At 64.9% G+C, this 14,799-nt stretch carries 15 protein-coding genes; 6 read left to right on the forward strand and 9 right to left on the reverse strand.

Annotated features, from left to right (window positions below):
* Nucleotides 1–21: 21 nt before the first annotated feature.
* On the forward strand, nt 22–462 hold the full coding sequence (locus DJ563_RS26325; protein ID WP_434518580.1) for a hypothetical protein: 441 nt from the start codon (nt 22–24) through the stop codon (nt 460–462).
* A gap of 39 nt (nt 463–501) precedes the next feature.
* Here DJ563_RS26325 and DJ563_RS26330 read toward each other — a convergent pair whose 3' ends face one another.
* On the reverse strand, nt 502–1,617 hold the full coding sequence (locus tag DJ563_RS26330) for an enoyl-CoA hydratase/isomerase family protein (RefSeq protein WP_274098028.1): 1,116 nt from the start codon (nt 1,615–1,617) through the stop codon (nt 502–504).
* A gap of 126 nt (nt 1,618–1,743) precedes the next feature.
* Here DJ563_RS26330 and ung point away from each other — a divergent pair, with 126 nt between their 5' ends.
* The gene (gene ung / locus DJ563_RS26335; RefSeq protein ID WP_186663421.1) at nt 1,744–2,436 is read left to right on the forward strand and encodes a uracil-DNA glycosylase; all 693 of its coding nucleotides are present in this window, start codon (nt 1,744–1,746) and stop codon (nt 2,434–2,436) included.
* 37 nt (nt 2,437–2,473) lie between these two features.
* Here ung and DJ563_RS26340 read toward each other — a convergent pair whose 3' ends face one another.
* The 5 genes from DJ563_RS26340 to DJ563_RS26360 form a co-directional block, all read right to left on the reverse strand.
* Nucleotides 2,474–3,502: an AbrB family transcriptional regulator gene (locus DJ563_RS26340; RefSeq protein WP_274098029.1), complete on the reverse strand. Its 1,029-nt coding sequence runs from the start codon at nt 3,500–3,502 to the stop codon at nt 2,474–2,476.
* On the reverse strand, nt 3,495–5,009 hold the full coding sequence (locus tag DJ563_RS26345) for a tripartite tricarboxylate transporter permease (protein WP_047583618.1): 1,515 nt from the start codon (nt 5,007–5,009) through the stop codon (nt 3,495–3,497). Before DJ563_RS26345 ends, DJ563_RS26340 begins: the two co-directional genes overlap by 8 nt.
* A gap of 3 nt (nt 5,010–5,012) precedes the next feature.
* Nucleotides 5,013–5,471 (reverse strand): tripartite tricarboxylate transporter TctB family protein, encoded by a 459-nt coding sequence (locus DJ563_RS26350; protein WP_274098030.1) that lies wholly within the window; start codon nt 5,469–5,471, stop codon nt 5,013–5,015.
* A 149-nt stretch (nt 5,472–5,620) separates the two neighbouring features.
* A complete protein-coding gene (locus DJ563_RS26355; protein WP_274098031.1) occupies nt 5,621–6,601 on the reverse strand; it encodes a Bug family tripartite tricarboxylate transporter substrate binding protein in 981 nt (326 codons plus the stop codon).
* 32 nt (nt 6,602–6,633) lie between these two features.
* Complete coding sequence (locus DJ563_RS26360) at nt 6,634–7,923, reverse strand: OprD family porin (protein WP_047583619.1); 1,290 nt, start codon at nt 7,921–7,923, stop codon at nt 6,634–6,636.
* A gap of 199 nt (nt 7,924–8,122) precedes the next feature.
* On the opposite strand from DJ563_RS26360, the gene DJ563_RS26365 reads away from it, so the two are divergent.
* Entirely contained in the window at nt 8,123–8,794 is a 672-nt protein-coding gene (locus DJ563_RS26365; protein WP_027594137.1) for a response regulator, read from the forward strand.
* The gene (locus DJ563_RS26370) at nt 8,787–10,166 is read left to right on the forward strand and encodes a sensor histidine kinase (protein WP_033702720.1); all 1,380 of its coding nucleotides are present in this window, start codon (nt 8,787–8,789) and stop codon (nt 10,164–10,166) included. The genes DJ563_RS26365 and DJ563_RS26370 overlap by 8 nt, the downstream gene beginning before the upstream one ends.
* A gap of 38 nt (nt 10,167–10,204) precedes the next feature.
* Here DJ563_RS26370 and DJ563_RS26375 read toward each other — a convergent pair whose 3' ends face one another.
* Both DJ563_RS26375 and DJ563_RS26380 read right to left on the reverse strand, forming a co-directional pair.
* The gene (locus DJ563_RS26375; RefSeq protein WP_274098033.1) at nt 10,205–11,011 is read right to left on the reverse strand and encodes an HDOD domain-containing protein; all 807 of its coding nucleotides are present in this window, start codon (nt 11,009–11,011) and stop codon (nt 10,205–10,207) included.
* A 57-nt stretch (nt 11,012–11,068) separates the two neighbouring features.
* On the reverse strand, nt 11,069–12,010 hold the full coding sequence (locus DJ563_RS26380; protein WP_274098034.1) for a YgfZ/GcvT domain-containing protein: 942 nt from the start codon (nt 12,008–12,010) through the stop codon (nt 11,069–11,071).
* Nucleotides 12,011–12,144: 134 nt separating this feature from the next.
* On the opposite strand from DJ563_RS26380, the gene DJ563_RS26385 reads away from it, so the two are divergent.
* Nucleotides 12,145–12,399 carry a succinate dehydrogenase assembly factor 2 gene (locus DJ563_RS26385; RefSeq protein WP_027594141.1) on the forward strand — a complete coding sequence of 85 codons (255 nt, stop codon included), beginning with the start codon at nt 12,145–12,147 and terminating at the stop codon, nt 12,397–12,399.
* Complete coding sequence (locus tag DJ563_RS26390) at nt 12,383–12,841, forward strand: protein YgfX (protein ID WP_274151842.1); 459 nt, start codon at nt 12,383–12,385, stop codon at nt 12,839–12,841. The genes DJ563_RS26385 and DJ563_RS26390 overlap by 17 nt, the downstream gene beginning before the upstream one ends.
* A gap of 56 nt (nt 12,842–12,897) precedes the next feature.
* Here DJ563_RS26390 and nadB read toward each other — a convergent pair whose 3' ends face one another.
* Nucleotides 12,898–14,502 (reverse strand): L-aspartate oxidase, encoded by a 1,605-nt coding sequence (nadB, locus tag DJ563_RS26395; protein WP_434518581.1) that lies wholly within the window; start codon nt 14,500–14,502, stop codon nt 12,898–12,900.
* Nucleotides 14,503–14,799: the final 297 nt, after the last annotated feature.

A 14,799-nucleotide genomic window follows, 5' to 3' on the forward strand; every position in this document is an offset into this window, starting at 1 on the left:
CCAGCGGTCCAGGAGGCCGCCATGTCCTATCGAATTCTGTTGATCGCCCTGCTGGGTCTGATGACGTCCGCCTGCGCCCCTTACTACGGTGGCGGGGGCTACTACCGTTCCGATTACTACACCAGCGACCGCTACGTGTCGCCGGGGTATTACCGCCACGACCGCTACTATGTGGCGCCGCAACCGCGCTACTACTACCAGCCAGCACCGCGCTATTACCGCCCGGCGCCGGTGCCGCAATACAGGCCACACCCCCAGCCAGGGATGAACCAGTGGCACGGTAACCCGCGGTATGACTATGGCAATCGCCAGCGCTATGACTATGGGCGCGACCGCGATCGTCACGACTATCGCGATGGCAGCCAGCGTTACCAGAACGATCGCTGGCACTCCAATGGGCGTGGGGATCGTGACCGCAGGCCGGATGCCGGCCGGGGGCAGGGCCGCAACTGGCAACGGTGATGCAATGGGGGGCGCTTTGCGCCACTTTCCACGACCCGGTCATACCTGATCAGCGAGATCCGCCAACGGGTGGCGCCCTTCCCAGACCTTGGCAAAGTGCGCCTCGACCACCGCCGCCGGTACCTGGGCTACATCCGGCCAGTGCCAGCGCGGCTGGTTGTCTTTGTCCAGCAGGCGTGCGCGCACCCCTTCGCTGAAGTCCGGGTGTCGGCAGCAGTTCAGGCTCATGCTGTATTCCATCTGGAAGACCTGCGCCAGCGACAGGTGCCGCGCCCTGCGTATCTGTTCCCAGACCAGGTGCGCTGTCAGCGGGCACCCTTCGTGCAGCCGTTTGCCGGCTTCGGCCAGCAGCGGGTCATCATGGTATTTCAGGCCCTCCAGTGCCCGCCACGCGGCGGCAGGGTCGGCAACGTCGAGCAACCGATCGATCTCGTCGCGGCGGGGCAGCCATTGCGCTTCAGGCAGCTCGACGCAGGCGCGGTGCTGCTCGGCCTTGAGCAGGCTGTTCAATTGCAGGGCGGTCTGTTCCTGCCAGTTCAGTTGCAGCAACTCTTCGATCAACGCCTCTTGCTGGTACTCACCCAGGAACCGGTCGGCCAGGCCCAGGTCGAGGGCATCATGGGCGTTGATCGGGGCGCCGGTGAGCCCCAGGAACAACCCGAGCTTGCCTGGCAGGCGGGCCAGGAACCAGCTGGCGCCGACGTCGGGGTACAAACCAATGCTGATCTCTGGCATGGCCAGGCGGCTACTGGGGGTGACGATGCGCACGCTGGCGCCTTGCAACAAGCCCATGCCCCCGCCCAGCACATGCCCATGCCCCCAGCACAGCAAGGGTTTGGGGTACGTGTGCAGGGCGAAATCGAGGCGGTATTCTGCGGCGAAGAAGGCGGCGGCCAACGGCGGCACGCTGCCCGGGTGTGCCCGGCAGGCCTGGGCCAGCGCACGCACATCGCCCCCCGCGCAGAACGCCTTGGCGCCGTTGCCGCGCAACAGCACGCAGACGATTTCGGGGTCGCGGGCCCAGGCGTGCAGTTGTTCGCCGAGCACTTCGATCATCCGCAGGTTCAGCGCATTCAGCGCTTTGGGTGCATCCAGGGTGGCGATGCCGATGCCGGCGCCATCGGCACCGGTGAGTACCTCGCAATGAATGGACATGGACTACCTCTCGCAGGTCATGGCTCAAGTATGGCCTGCCTGGGCGATCATGCCGGTCGTCGGTCGGATCGTTTGACAAGCGGGAGTGGCTTACCTAGTGTCGCGCCATTGTTTACGGATGGCCCCATGACTGACGACGATCGCATCAAACTCGAACCCAGCTGGAAAGCCGCATTGCGCGACGAATTCGACCAGCCCTACATGCATCAGCTGCGTGACTTCCTGCGTCAGGAGCACGCGGCCGGCAAGGAAATCTACCCACCGGGCCCGCTGATCTTCAATGCGCTCAATTCGACGCCGCTGCCGCAGGTCAAGGTGGTGATCCTCGGCCAGGACCCTTATCACGGCCCCGGGCAGGCCCATGGCCTGTGCTTCTCGGTGCAGCCCGGCATTGCCACGCCGCCGTCGCTGGTCAATATCTACAAGGAGCTGCAGCGCGACCTGAACATCCCGATCGCCAGCCACGGCTATTTGCAGAGCTGGGCCGAGCAGGGCGTGCTGCTGCTCAACACGACCATGACCGTGGAGCGTGCCAATGCGGCTTCGCATGCCAAGAAAGGCTGGGAGTTCTTTACCGACCGCGTCATACAGGTGGTCAGCGAGCAGTGCCCGAACGTGGTGTTCCTGCTGTGGGGCGCGCATGCCCAGGGCAAGCAGAAGCTCATCGATGGCACCAAGCACCTGGTGCTCAAGTCGGTGCATCCGTCGCCGTTGTCGGCGTACCGTGGGTTCCTCGGCTGCGGGCATTTCAGCCGGGCCAACGGCTTCCTTGAACAGCGCGGTTTGGCACCGATCAACTGGGCCTTGCCGCCGCTGTGACAGACCGCATCACCTCCCTTGCGAGGTGATGCGTATTTCAGCTTTGCCCATTCCAGAGTCGGAACAACGGCTCTGCCAGAAACAGCACGAACAGCAAGCGCATTACCTGCAGCGCCGTCACCAGCGGCACCGACAACTGCAGGGTCTCGGCCGTCAGGCTCATCTCGGCAATCCCGCCCGGCATCATCCCCAGTGTCAGCGAGCGCAGGTCCAGTGCGGTCATCACGCTCAGTGCCCAGGCGGCACTGGCGGCGATCAGCATGCACAAGGCCGTGGCCACCAGGGTACGCCCCAGGAACGACGGTGCCCGGCGGAAGAACGCACGGTTGAAGTGACATGCCAGCCCGCTGCCGATCAACCACTGGCCGACTTGGCTGGCACCCTCGGGCAGGGCGATCTGCAGGTTGCCGGCAAGGCTCACGGTGGCTGCCACCAGCAAGGGGCCGAACAGCCAGGGGTTGGGCTGGCGCAGGTGTTGCCAGAGCAGCGCCACGGCAACGCCCAGCGGTGCGATCAAGGCCAGCCAGCCCCAGCTGACGCTGCCTGCGTGGTTCAGCGCCACCCCGTCACCCAGCAGCAGCTTGAACAGCGCCGGCACGCACAGCACCACTGCCAGCACCCGCAAGCTCTGCGCCGCGGCGACCTGGCTGAGCACTGCGCCGTTGCGCGCCCCAAGGTTGACCATCTCCCCCGACCCACCCGGCATGCTGGCGAAGAAGGCGGTCGCGCGGTCCTCGCCGGTGCGGCGCAGCAACCACACGCTGATGACGCTGGACAGGGTAGTGAACAGCGCGCCAAAGAAGATCAGCGCAAAGTGGCTGGCCACCTGCTCGATAACCGCCGGGGTGAAGTGCAGGCCGATGCCGATGCCGATGATCCATTGCCCGCATTTGCGGCCATGGGGGATTTCCGACAGCTGCCAGGGCGTCAGGCAGCGCACCAGGATGATCGCCAGCAACGAGCCGACCATCCAGGGCAAAGGCCAGCCGACCCGGCTGGCGAGATACCCGCCAGCAAGGCCGACCAGCCCGGTAGCCCAGTACAGCGGCAACGACCGATCAGGCATCAGCCATGGCCCGGCGTTGCTGGCTGCGCTTGCGCCAGATACGCAGCAGCGGCAGGCAGAGCATGCAGCCCACCAATACCCAAACACCCAGGCTGATCGGGCTCGACCAGAGGATGCCCAGCTCACCGTTGGAGATCGACAGCGCACGGCGCAGGTTCTGCTCCATCAGCCCGCCAAGGATGAAACCGAGCAGGATCGGCGACAGCGGGAAGTCCAGCTTGCGCAGGATATAGCCCATGATGCCGATGCCGACCATCAGGAACAGGTCGAAGGTGGTGGCATGCACGGCGTATACGCCGATCGCGGTGATGATCGCGATGACCGGCACCAGCGCCCAGTTCGGTACCGCAAGGATGCGGGTGAAGATGCGGATCATCGGGATGTTGAGGATCACCAGCATGATGTTGGCGATGAACAACGAGGCGATCAGGCCCCAGACGATGTCGGGCTGCTGCTCGAACAGCAATGGGCCAGGGGTGATGTTGTACAGGGTCAGCGCACCGATCATCACGGCCGTGGTACCCGAGCCTGGCACACCGAGGGTCAGCATCGGTACCAGGGCGCCGCAGCAGGACGCACCGATCGCGGTTTCCGGGGCGGCCAGGCCGCGGGCATCGCCCTTGCCGAACGTGCCGCTTTCGCCGGCGATACGCTTCTCGGTCATGTAGGCCACGGCACTGGCCAGGGTGGCACCAGCGCCCGGCAGCACGCCCATGATGAAGCCGAGCAGGCCGCAGCGGATGTTGACCACGAACACCGAGGCGGCTTCCTTGAAGTTGAACAGCATGCGCCCGGTGGCCTTGACTGCCTGGTGGCCATGGTGGGTCTTTTCCAGCAGCAGGAGGATTTCGCTGACCGAGAACAGCCCCAGCACCAGCACCACGAACTGGATGCCGTCGGCCAGGTGCACGCTGTCACCGGTGAAGCGGTACACGCCGCTGTTGGCATCGATGCCGACTGCCGACAGGAACAGGCCGATCAGAGCGGCGATGAAGGTTTTCAATGGTTTGTCGCCGGCCATGCCGCCCAGGGCGACGATGGCGAACACCATCAGCACGAAGTACTCCGCCGGGCCGAAGGCGATGGCCCATTTCGCCAACAGCGGGGCGAACAGCACCATGCCGCAGGTGGCGATGAAGGCGCCGATGAACGAACTCCAGGCAGACAGCGACAGCGCCACGCCGGCCAGGCCCTGACGGGCCATCGGGTAGCCGTCGAGGGTGGTCATCACGGTCGAAGCTTCGCCCGGGATGTTCAGCAGGATCGAGCTGATGCGCCCGCCGTATTCACAGCCCAGATAAACTGCGGCCAGCAGGATCAGTGCCGACTCAGGGGGCAGGCCCAGGGCAAAGGCGATGGGGATCAGCAGCGCCACGCCGTTGATCGGGCCCAGGCCCGGCAACAGCCCGACCACGGTGCCGATCAGGGTGCCACAGAGGGCGGTGACCAGGTTGTACGGGCTCAGGGCGACGCCAAAGCCCTGGCCCAGGTAGCTCAAGGTATCCATGTGTCAGTTCTCCAGTACGCTCAGCAGGCCAAGGGGCAGGGGCACATCCATGACGCGGTCGAACAGCCAGTAGAGGAACAGGCTCATGCCGACCACCACGATGGCGCTGTGCAACCAGCGCCCGCCATACAGCCGGGCCATCGGCAGGCCGATCAGGATCGCGCTGAGGATGAAGCCCAGGGCTTCGAAGGTGGCAGCGAAGACGACCAGCAGGCCGACACAGGCGGCGATCTTGATCAGGGTTTCGCGGTCCAGTTCGGGTTCGTCGTCCTTGCGCACGATCGGCGTGGGGCGGATCACCAGGTACAGCAGGCCCAGGCCCATCAGGCCGAGCATCAACAGCGGATAGGCGCGCGGGCCAACTGGCTCGTAGGAAAACGCAGCCTGGTAAGGCCAGGCCATCACGGCCAGGGCGGCACAGACGGCCAGCAAGACCAGGGCGAAGAGACGTTGCAGGATCATCGGGGAATCCTCGTTTTTATTCTGAACAGCGCGGCCCTCGTGGGCGCGGGCTTGCCCCGCGAACATCGGCAAAGCCGGTGCCATGCATCGCGGTGCTGGCTTCGCGGGGCACGCCCGCTCCCACAAGGGCGGTGACAGGTCGTTAGGGCTTACTGGATCAGGCCGAATTCCTTGGCCAGTGCCTTGTAGTCAGCCACCTGCTTCTTCACATAGCCGTCCAGCTCTTCACCGGTCATGGCGAACGGGAACAGCTCGCGCTGATCACGCAACGTGGCGAAGTCTTCGGAGGCCAGCATCTTGTCGAACGAGGCTTTCCACCAGGCGTAGTCTTCGTCGCTCACCTTCGGCCCGAGGTAGAAGCCGCGTACAACCGGCCAGACGATGTCGTAGCCCTGCTCCTTGGCGGTGGGGATGTCTTTCATCTCCGGCTCGTCCAGGCGGTTCTCGGAGAACACTGCGAGGATGCGCATGTTGCCGCTCTGGATGTGCGGCATGGAGTCGGAGATGTCGGTGGAGCCCACCTGGATATGCCCGCCCAGCAGCGCGGTGGCAATTTCGCCACCGCCTTCCAGGGCCACGTAGCGCAGGTCACGCGGGTTGATACCGGCGGCCTTGGCGATCAGTGCGGTCTGCATCCAGTCCTGGCTGCCGACGGTGCCGCCAGAACCGATCACCACCTTGCCCGGGTCTTTTTTCAACGCGGCGACCAGGTCGTCGAGGGTCTTGTAGGGCGAATCGCTTTTCACGGCGATGGCCCCGTAGCTGGTGCCGACCGCTGCCAGCCATTTCACCGCGTTCTCGTCGAAGCGGCCGAACTTACCCTGGGCCAGGTTGAGTAGCGAGCCGCTCGACCAGGCCACCAAGGTGCCGGCATCGCCTGGGCGCTGGGCCACCACGGCGTTGTAGGCCACCGCCCCGACACCACCGGGCATGTAGGTGACGCGCATGGGCTTGCTGAGGATTTTCTCCTGCACCAGCGCGCTTTGCACCAGCTTGCAGGTCAGGTCGAAGCCACCACCCGGCGAGGCGGGGGCGATGCATTCGGGGCGTTTCGGTTCGGCGGCGAGGGCGTTGCCGGCCAGCAGCAGGCAGCCGGTAGCGAGGACGAGGCGGCGCAGTGAAAAGGTCATCGTCAATCTCCGTGAGCGTTGTTGTTATTGGGTTACCACAGGGCCACGCTGTAGCTCACCAGCAGCCGCACTTCGTCGGCGTCGCGGGCAAAATTCGAGCGGAAGGTGGCATTGCGCAAGCGCACGGCGACGTTTTTCAACGGGCCGCTTTGTACCACGTACTTGAACTCGGTGTTGCGCTCCCACTCCTTGCCCTCGCTGCCATCGGCGCGGCTGACGTTGTCGCCGCTAATGTAACGGGTCATGAAGGTCAGGCCGGGGATGCCCAGGGCGGCGAAGTTGTAGTCATAGCGCATCTGCCAGGAATGCTCGTCGGCCCCGGCGAAGTCGTTGATCTGCACGAAGTTGACCAGGTACGGGTCGGCGCCGTCGATGTAGGGGAAGGCGCTGTCACCGGACAGGTGCTGGTAGGCGGCGCTGACCTTGTGCCCGCCCAGGGCGTAGCTGAGCATGCCGTTGACGGTGGTGTTGTCGATGTTGCCGGCCTTGGCCTGGCCTTGGTCATCACTCACCGCCAGGCGCAGGTCGGCGCCGAAGGTGCCTGGGCCCCACGGCTGGGTGGCGACCATGCCCAGGAAGTGCTGGCGGTAGATGTCGTCGAGCTGGGCGAAGTGGTAGCTGCCAGTGATGCGATCGGTGAACTGGTAATCAAGGCCTGCAAGGTCCAGGTTGTCGGCCGAGAAGGTGCCACCGAAGCGGCCGTTCTTGTTGTTGAGCGCGAGGTCTTCCCAGTTGGTGTCGTTGCGGTCCTTGGCCTTTTCCAGGCGCCCACCGGTGAAGGTCAGGTGGCTGATCTCTTTCGAGGTGAGCAGGCCGCCTTCGAAGGTTTGCGGCAGAATGCGCCCGTCGTTGGGCTGCAGGGTCGGCAGTTCCGGGATCAGCGTGCCGACTTTCAGTTCGGTCTTGGACACCTTGATCTTGCCGGTCAGGCCGAGCTTGGAGTACTCGTCGGCAGCCTTGCCGTCGTCATGGGTCGGCAGCAGGCCGGTGTCGGTGCGGTCGGGGCTGGAGTCGAGCTTGATGCCGAGCATGCCCAGCGCATCCAGGCCAAAGCCCACGGTGCCGTCGGTGTAGCCGGACTCGAAGTTGAGGATGAAGCCCTGGGCCCATTCGTCGCGCTTGGATTGCTGCGCGCTGGTGCCGTCGCGAAAGTCGCGGTTGAAGTACATGTTGCGGGTTTCGAAGGTCGCCGTGCTGTCTTCGAAAAAGGCGGCCTGGCTCAGCGGTGCGACACCGGCAAGCGCAACGGCGCTGGCGATGGCAGAGGGGCGTGCGGCAAAGGAACGGGTAGGCGCGAACGCCTGCGGCTGCGATGACAGCATCGAGATGGCTCCGTTTATTGTTCTTATTGGTTGCACCTTGCTGGTGCTTTTTTCGGCGCGTGGGGCGACCGTGGTGCGATGCTAGGTCGCCAACCTTTCGCTAACCTTTCAACGAGAAAGGTTTGTTACAAGGGGCTTCACAGGCGGGCCTACAGCGGTACACTCCGCGCCACCGCCCCACCCGAGCAGGGAGAATCCGATGCGTGTGCTGTTGGTCGAAGACCACCTGCAACTGGCCGAAAGCGTGGCCCAAGCCTTGAAAAGCCACGGCTTGACCGTGGATGTACTGCATGACGGCGTGGCTGCCGACCTGGCCCTGGCCAGTGAGGAATATGCGGTTGCCGTGCTGGATGTCGGGCTGCCGCGCATGGATGGCTTCGAGGTGCTGGCGCGCCTGCGCGGGCGCGGCAAGACCCTGCCGGTGCTGATGCTGACCGCGCGCAGTGACGTCAAGGACCGGGTTCACGGGCTGAACCTGGGCGCTGACGATTACCTGGCCAAGCCCTTCGAGCTCACCGAGCTGGAAGCACGGGTCAAGGCCTTGCTGCGCCGTAGCGTGCTCGGTGGCGAGCGCCAGCAGCGTTGCGGGCCGTTGGTGTACGACCTGGACACCCGGCGCTTCAGCCTCGGCGAGGACAACCTGACCCTAACCTCGCGTGAGCAGAGCGTGCTCGAGGCGCTGATCGCACGCCCAGGCCGGGTCATGAGCAAGGAGCAACTGGCCGCCCAGGTGTTTGGCCTGGACGAGGAGGCCAGCCCCGATGCCATCGAAATCTATATCCACCGCCTGCGCAAGAAACTCGACGGCCACCCGGTGGCCATCGTGACCTTCCGTGGCCTGGGCTACCTGCTCGAGCATCGCGATGCGTGACAACGGCAGCCTGCGTGGGCGGCTGCTGGGCAACCTGGCACTGCTGCTGGTGGTGCTGATGCTGGCCAGCGGCCTGAGCGCCTACTGGAACGGCCGCGAAGCCGCCGACACGGCGTACGACCGGACCTTGCTGGCCTCGGCGCGGACCATCGCCGCAGGCTTGTCGCAACGCGATGGCTCGTTGAGCGCGGATGTGCCCTACGTGGCCCTGGACACGTTCGCGTACGACAGTGCCGGGCGCATCTACTACCAGGTACTGGACATCAAGCAGCGGTTGATTTCCGGCTACGAGAACCTGCCAGCACCGCCGCCGGGCACGCCGCGCACGGATGACTACCCGGCGCTGGCGCGGTTCTACAATGCGACCTACCTCGGCCAGGACGTGCGTGTGGTCAGCCTGCTCAAGCCGGTCAGCGAGCCGAACATGAACGGCATGGCGGAAATTCGTGTGGCCGAGACCGAGGAAGCGCGCGTGCGCATGGCGCGGGGGTTGATGGCCGACACCCTGCTGCGCCTGGGCATGCTGGCGCTGGGCGCCTTGGTGATGGTGTGGTTTGCCATCAGTGCGGCGCTACGCCCGCTGGAGCGCCTGCGCACCGCCGTGGAAGAGCGTCAGCCCGACGACCTGCGGGCCTTGCCTGTGGTCCAGGTGCAGCGCGAACTGGGCCCGCTGGTGCGTGCCTTGAACCATTTCACCGAGCGCTTGCGCGGCCAGTTCGAACGCCAGGCGCAGTTCATCGCCGACGCCGCCCACGAGTTGCGCACCCCCCTGGCGGCGCTCAAGGCACGGGTCGAGTTGGGCTTGCGTGCGTCCGAGCCCGAGCAGTGGCGCCAGACCCTGGAGTCCGCAGCCCAGGGCACCGACCGCCTGACGCACCTGGCCAACCAGTTGTTGTCTCTGGCGCGGGTCGAGAATGGTGCCAGGGCGATTGCCGAAGGTGGCGCGCAGCGCCTGGACCTTAGCCAACTGGCCCGCGAACTGGGCATGGCCATGGCGCCGCTGGCCCACAAACGCGGGGTGGCGCTGGCCCTGGAGGCCGAGGCGCCTGTCTGGCTCAAGGGCGAGCCGACCTTGCTCAACGAGCTGTTGAGCAACCTGGTGGATAACGCCCTGGCGCATACCCCGGCCGGTGGCAACGTGATCTTGCGGGTGGTGGCGCCGGCGGTGCTGGAAGTCGAGGATGATGGCCCGGGGATTCCCGAGGAGGAGCGCGAACGGGTGTTCGAGCGCTTCTACCGCCGCAGTGCCCAGGGCAGTGGGCTTGGGCTGGCCATTGTCGGCGAGATCTGCCGCGCGCACTTGGCGCAGATCAGCCTGCACGATGGGCAAAAGGGCGGCTTGCGGGTGCGTGTGAGCTTTATCGCCGATTGAGTCTGCAACCGCGGGGCCTCAAGGGGGCCCCGGCGCCCTCAGCGCAACAGGCTCCGCGCCTCAAGCAACTCTTCCACCTCAAGCTCGGTGCCGAACGGCAGCCCCAGGTGGCGGTACGCCGGCAGCGCCGCCAACGGCCGGTTGCGCCCCCGCTGGCTGATGCAACGGGCGATCTGCACGACGTCGATGTAATCGACCTTGTCGGTCTGCCGGTCAAGGTCCTGAACCTGGCTTGGCAGGTTGACCAACTGCTCGGGAAACTCCCATGCCTTGAGGATCTTGTCGCCCAGCGCCGGCTGGATCTGCTCGATCACGTAATGCAGGCAGACCGGGTCGGACAGCAGCTCGTTGTGTTCCTCGGCGTAGATCAGCACCGGCAGCGCACCGATCTGGTTGACCAGCCCACCGAGGGTGGCCTGGTCTGGTTTCAGGTGGGTATAACGGCGGCTGATTTCATAGCTGATGCCTGCAACTTCCAAGCTGTTAGCCCAGATTTCGCGCAGTTTTTGCTCAACGGCAGGCGAGCGGGCATGGAAGATCTGCTCGATCACCAGGCCGATGGCCAGGTTGCAGCTGTAATTGATGCCCAGGCGGGTGATTGCAGTGTGCAGGTCGGTGACCTCTACCGCGGCACGCAGCAGTGGGCTGTTGACCACCTTGATCAGCCGCGCCGAGAGGGCTGCGTCGCGGCCGATCACCTTGCTCAGGGCCGACACACTGATCTCGCTGTCCTCGGCCGCCTCGCGGATGCTCAAGGCAACCTCGGGGAGGGTGGGCAGGACCAGGTCATCCTTTTCGATGGCCTCAAGCAGTTGTGCTTGAACCATCTCGGCCAGCTTGTTCATGGACTTCTCTACCGCAGTGGTGGTGCGGCCCCGCCATGCGGACGGGGCAGAGGCTGGTCAGCGCTGGATTTCCCGGTCGCGGTCCAGTTCGTAGGGCAGGCTCAGCACGTGCAGGCGTGGCCCTTCCAGGCTGCCCAGGTGCAGGTTGTCATCGTTCACCGCATCGGCGCTGAGCACCGCGAGCAGCTCGCAGCCCTCACCGGTGCTGGCAGCAATGACCACTTCACCGACCGACGAGCCATGGGTTGGCGAGAAGATCTCGGCACCGGGCGCGGGAATGGCCTGCTGGTCGAGTGCCAGGCGGTACTGACGGCGCTTGAGCTTGCCCAGGTACTGCATGCGGGCGACGATTTCCTGGCCGGTGTAGCAGCCCTTCTTGAAGCTGACACCGTCGACGGCCTGCAGGTTGATCATCTGCGGGATGAACAGTTCGCGGGTCGGGCCCATGACCTGGCCGATGCCGGCGCGAACCTGGCCCAGCAGCCAGTCATTGAGGCTGCCTTCGGGCAAGCTTGCGGCAAGTGTTGCGGAGACTGCACTGGCTTGCTCGGCAGGTGCCCACAGTTCAACCCGGCCCACCGACACGGCAATGGCGATCAGGCCCGCGTGGCGCACGGTGGCGCCCGCTTCGGTGGGTGGCGTCATACCCAGTGCCTGCAGCGCCGCATCGCCGCCCTGCAGGCCAAAGCGTGCCCAGGCGGCGCTTTCGTCGCTTAGGGTGGCTTTGGAGAACACGGCGTACTTCTTCAGGTCGGCCAGCTGCGCGTCGAGCAGTTCGCTGGCCATGGCCAGCAGGTAACCGTTGCCTTCCGGCACGATGCGAAAACTCGACTGCATGCGCCCCTTGACCATGCAGCGGGCGCCGAGGCTGGCATGTTCCTGGCTGAGGTAGTTGATGTTGCAGGTCAGCTGGCCCTGCAGGAACTTGCCTGCGTCGGAGCCGCGGACGGCGAGGATGCCCTCGTGGGACAGAGGGCTGAAGAAAGCGGAATCGGCCATGGGTCATCGCGGTGGCTTAAAGACTGGCGGCCATCATAGAACGCCAGTAACAAAATAGGTAGGTGACTAGACCAACGCCCTGTGCCGCTTCGCTCGCCTGGCTGTATACTGGCGGGCCATTCGAGGAGGGCCCCATGGTCGAACAAACTGAACTCAACCGGCTTTTCTGGCACAGCCGTCGCGGCATGCTGGAACTGGACGTACTGCTGGTGCCTTTCACCCAGGAAGTCTACGCCACCCTCAACGAAGCCGACCGTGAACTCTATGTGCGCCTGTTGAGCTGCGAGGATCAGGACATGTTCGGCTGGTTCATGGAGCGCACCGAGTCTGAAGACCCGGAGTTGCAGCGCATGGTCCGCATCATCCTGGATCGTGTCCAGCCCAAGTGAGTTTTTCCAGAGCTGTTGGCAGGGCTCGCGCCTGCTGCTGACGGCCTACCTGAGTTGCCAGGTGCTGGCGCTGCTTACCGTGTGGGTGAGTGCGTTGCCCTGGTGGCTGTCCCTTGCTGTTGCTGCTGCCTGCATTGCCCACGCCAGTTGGGCCATCCCCCGACGTATTCTGTTGACGCATGATCATGCCGTTGTGGGCGTGCGCCGTGATGTGCGTGGCTGGCAGGTGTTGAGCCGTGCCCGAGGCTGGCAGCCGGTGCGGTTGTGCCGCGATAGCGTGGCGGTGCCGGGGCTGGTGGTGCTGCGCTTTGTGCGGGAGGGGTGCTGGCTGGGGGAAAGCCAATGCATACCAACGGATGCGCTGGGGGCTGATGAGCACCGGCGGTTGCGGGTACGGCTGAAATTCAGCCGGCGCAGGTGGGGGCAGGCAAGCCAGGTATAGCTCGAAACGGCGCTGGCCTTATCGCGGGGTTACCCGCGAAAAGGCCAGCGCGGTTTTCAGAACGGGCTGAGGATGGTGTCCTTCGCCTCGTCCAGCATCCCTGGATAATCCAGCGTGTAATGCAAGCCACGGCTTTCCTTGCGCTGCATCGCCGAACGAATCATCAGCTCCGCCACCTGGGCCAGGTTGCGCAACTCGATCAGGTCGCGGCTGACCTTGTAGTTGCTGTAGAACTCGTCGATTTCATCAAGCAGCAGGCGGACGCGGTGTTCGGCACGCTGCAGGCGTTTGCTGGTGCGCACGATGCCGACATAGTCCCACATGAAGCGGCGCAGCTCGTCCCAGTTGTGCGCGATGATCACGTCCTCGTCTGAGTCGGTGACCTGGCTTGCATCCCAGCCGGGCAGGGCTTTGGGCATTTCGATCTGGTCCAGGTGCGCCTGGATGTCTGCGGCAGCCGCGCGGCCATAGACGAAGCACTCGAGCAGCGAATTGCTGGCCATCCGGTTGGCGCCATGCAAGCCGGTGAAGCTGGTCTCGCCGATGGCATACAGCCCCGGCACGTCGGTATGGCCGCGGTCGTCGACCACCACCCCGCCGCACGTATAGTGGGCCGCCGGTACCACAGGGATAGGCTGGCGGGTGATGTCGATGCCGAACGTCAGGCAGCGCTCGTACACGGTGGGGAAGTGGCCCTTGATGAACTCTGCCGGCTTGTGGGTGATGTCCAGGTACACGCAGTCCACGCCCAGGCGCTTCATCTCGTGGTCGATGGCGCGGGCCACGATGTCGCGCGGGGCCAGTTCTTCGCGTGGGTCGAAACGCGGCATGAACCGCTCGCCGTTGGGCAGGCGCAACAGGGCGCCTTCGCCGCGCAGGGCTTCGGTGACCAAAAAGCTCTTGGCCTGGGGGTGGTACAGGCAGGTCGGGTGAAACTGGTTGAATTCAAGGTTGGCCACCCGGCAGCCGGCCCGCCAGGCCATGGCGATACCGTCGCCGCAGGCGCCGTCCGGGTTGCTGGTATACAGGTAGACCTTGGCCGCGCCACCGGTGGCCAGCACGGTGAAGCGCGCACCAAAGGTGTCCACTTCCCCGCTGTTGCGGTTAAGCACATACGCCCCCATGCAGCGCTCGCCGGGCAGGCCCAGGCGGCGCTCGGTAATCAGGTCGACCGCCACGCGCTGCTCCAGCAACTCGATATTCGGGCGTTTCCGGGCCTGGGCCAGCAGGGTGGTGAAGATCGCGGCGCCGGTGGCATCGGCGGCGTGGATGATGCGCCGGTGGCTGTGGCCGCCTTCGCGGGTCAGGTGGAACTCGAAGCCCCCATCGTCGACGCCGTGCTGCTCGTCCCGGGTAAAGGGCACGCCTTGCTCGATTAGCCACTGGATGGCTTCGCGGCTGTGCTCGACGGTGAAGCGCACCGCATCTTCATGGCACAGACCGCCGCCGGCATTGAGGGTATCCTCGACATGCGACTGGACGGTGTCGGTGTCGTCCAGCACCGCAGCGACGCCACCCTGGGCCCAGAAGGTCGAGCCATTGGCCAGGTCGCCCTTGCTGAGCACGGCGACGCGCAGGTGGCTGGGAAGGTTCAGTGCCAGGCTGAGACCGGCGGCACCGCTGCCGATCACCAGGACATCATGTTGGAATTGTTGGCTCATGTCGGGACACTAGTAATCTACGGAAGGGGCGCGGCACAATAGTCACGCGCCGATGGCATTGTGAAACTATCGTTAAACCAGGCCGGGTTGCCTTTATAGCAGCCCCGGGTGGCCAATTTCCATGCCACTTGCCAGCTTGCGGTAACCTTTGTGGGAACTTTCCGGCATGGCCGGAAATCCTATGAAGGCTGCCCGTACGCCACATATTGCCGCGGCGACGCAGGGCAGCAGCTCTATCCGGGCTGACACCTGCGTATTCGAAACCTGATTATCGACGTTGCCGGCCGTGTCCGCGCC

The organism is Pseudomonas sp. NFX1, assembly GCF_051123555.1.
Classification (GTDB): domain Bacteria; phylum Pseudomonadota; class Gammaproteobacteria; order Pseudomonadales; family Pseudomonadaceae; genus Aquipseudomonas; species Aquipseudomonas capeferrum.

Coding starts and splice junctions, on each gene's coding strand:
- DJ563_RS26325 (WP_434518580.1), top strand. CDS start 22: ATGTCCTATCGAATTCTGTTGATCGCCCTGCTGGGTCTGATGACGTCC.
- DJ563_RS26330 (WP_274098028.1), bottom strand. CDS start 1,617: ATGTCCATTCATTGCGAGGTACTCACCGGTGCCGATGGCGCCGGCATC.
- ung (WP_186663421.1), top strand. CDS start 1,744: ATGACTGACGACGATCGCATCAAACTCGAACCCAGCTGGAAAGCCGCA.
- DJ563_RS26340 (WP_274098029.1), bottom strand. CDS start 3,502: ATGCCTGATCGGTCGTTGCCGCTGTACTGGGCTACCGGGCTGGTCGGC.
- DJ563_RS26345 (WP_047583618.1), bottom strand. CDS start 5,009: ATGGATACCTTGAGCTACCTGGGCCAGGGCTTTGGCGTCGCCCTGAGC.
- DJ563_RS26350 (WP_274098030.1), bottom strand. CDS start 5,471: ATGATCCTGCAACGTCTCTTCGCCCTGGTCTTGCTGGCCGTCTGTGCC.
- DJ563_RS26355 (WP_274098031.1), bottom strand. CDS start 6,601: ATGACCTTTTCACTGCGCCGCCTCGTCCTCGCTACCGGCTGCCTGCTG.
- DJ563_RS26360 (WP_047583619.1), bottom strand. CDS start 7,923: ATGCTGTCATCGCAGCCGCAGGCGTTCGCGCCTACCCGTTCCTTTGCC.
- DJ563_RS26365 (WP_027594137.1), top strand. CDS start 8,123: ATGCGTGTGCTGTTGGTCGAAGACCACCTGCAACTGGCCGAAAGCGTG.
- DJ563_RS26370 (WP_033702720.1), top strand. CDS start 8,787: ATGCGTGACAACGGCAGCCTGCGTGGGCGGCTGCTGGGCAACCTGGCA.
- DJ563_RS26375 (WP_274098033.1), bottom strand. CDS start 11,011: ATGAACAAGCTGGCCGAGATGGTTCAAGCACAACTGCTTGAGGCCATC.
- DJ563_RS26380 (WP_274098034.1), bottom strand. CDS start 12,010: ATGGCCGATTCCGCTTTCTTCAGCCCTCTGTCCCACGAGGGCATCCTC.
- DJ563_RS26385 (WP_027594141.1), top strand. CDS start 12,145: ATGGTCGAACAAACTGAACTCAACCGGCTTTTCTGGCACAGCCGTCGC.
- nadB (WP_434518581.1), bottom strand. CDS start 14,502: ATGAGCCAACAATTCCAACATGATGTCCTGGTGATCGGCAGCGGTGCC.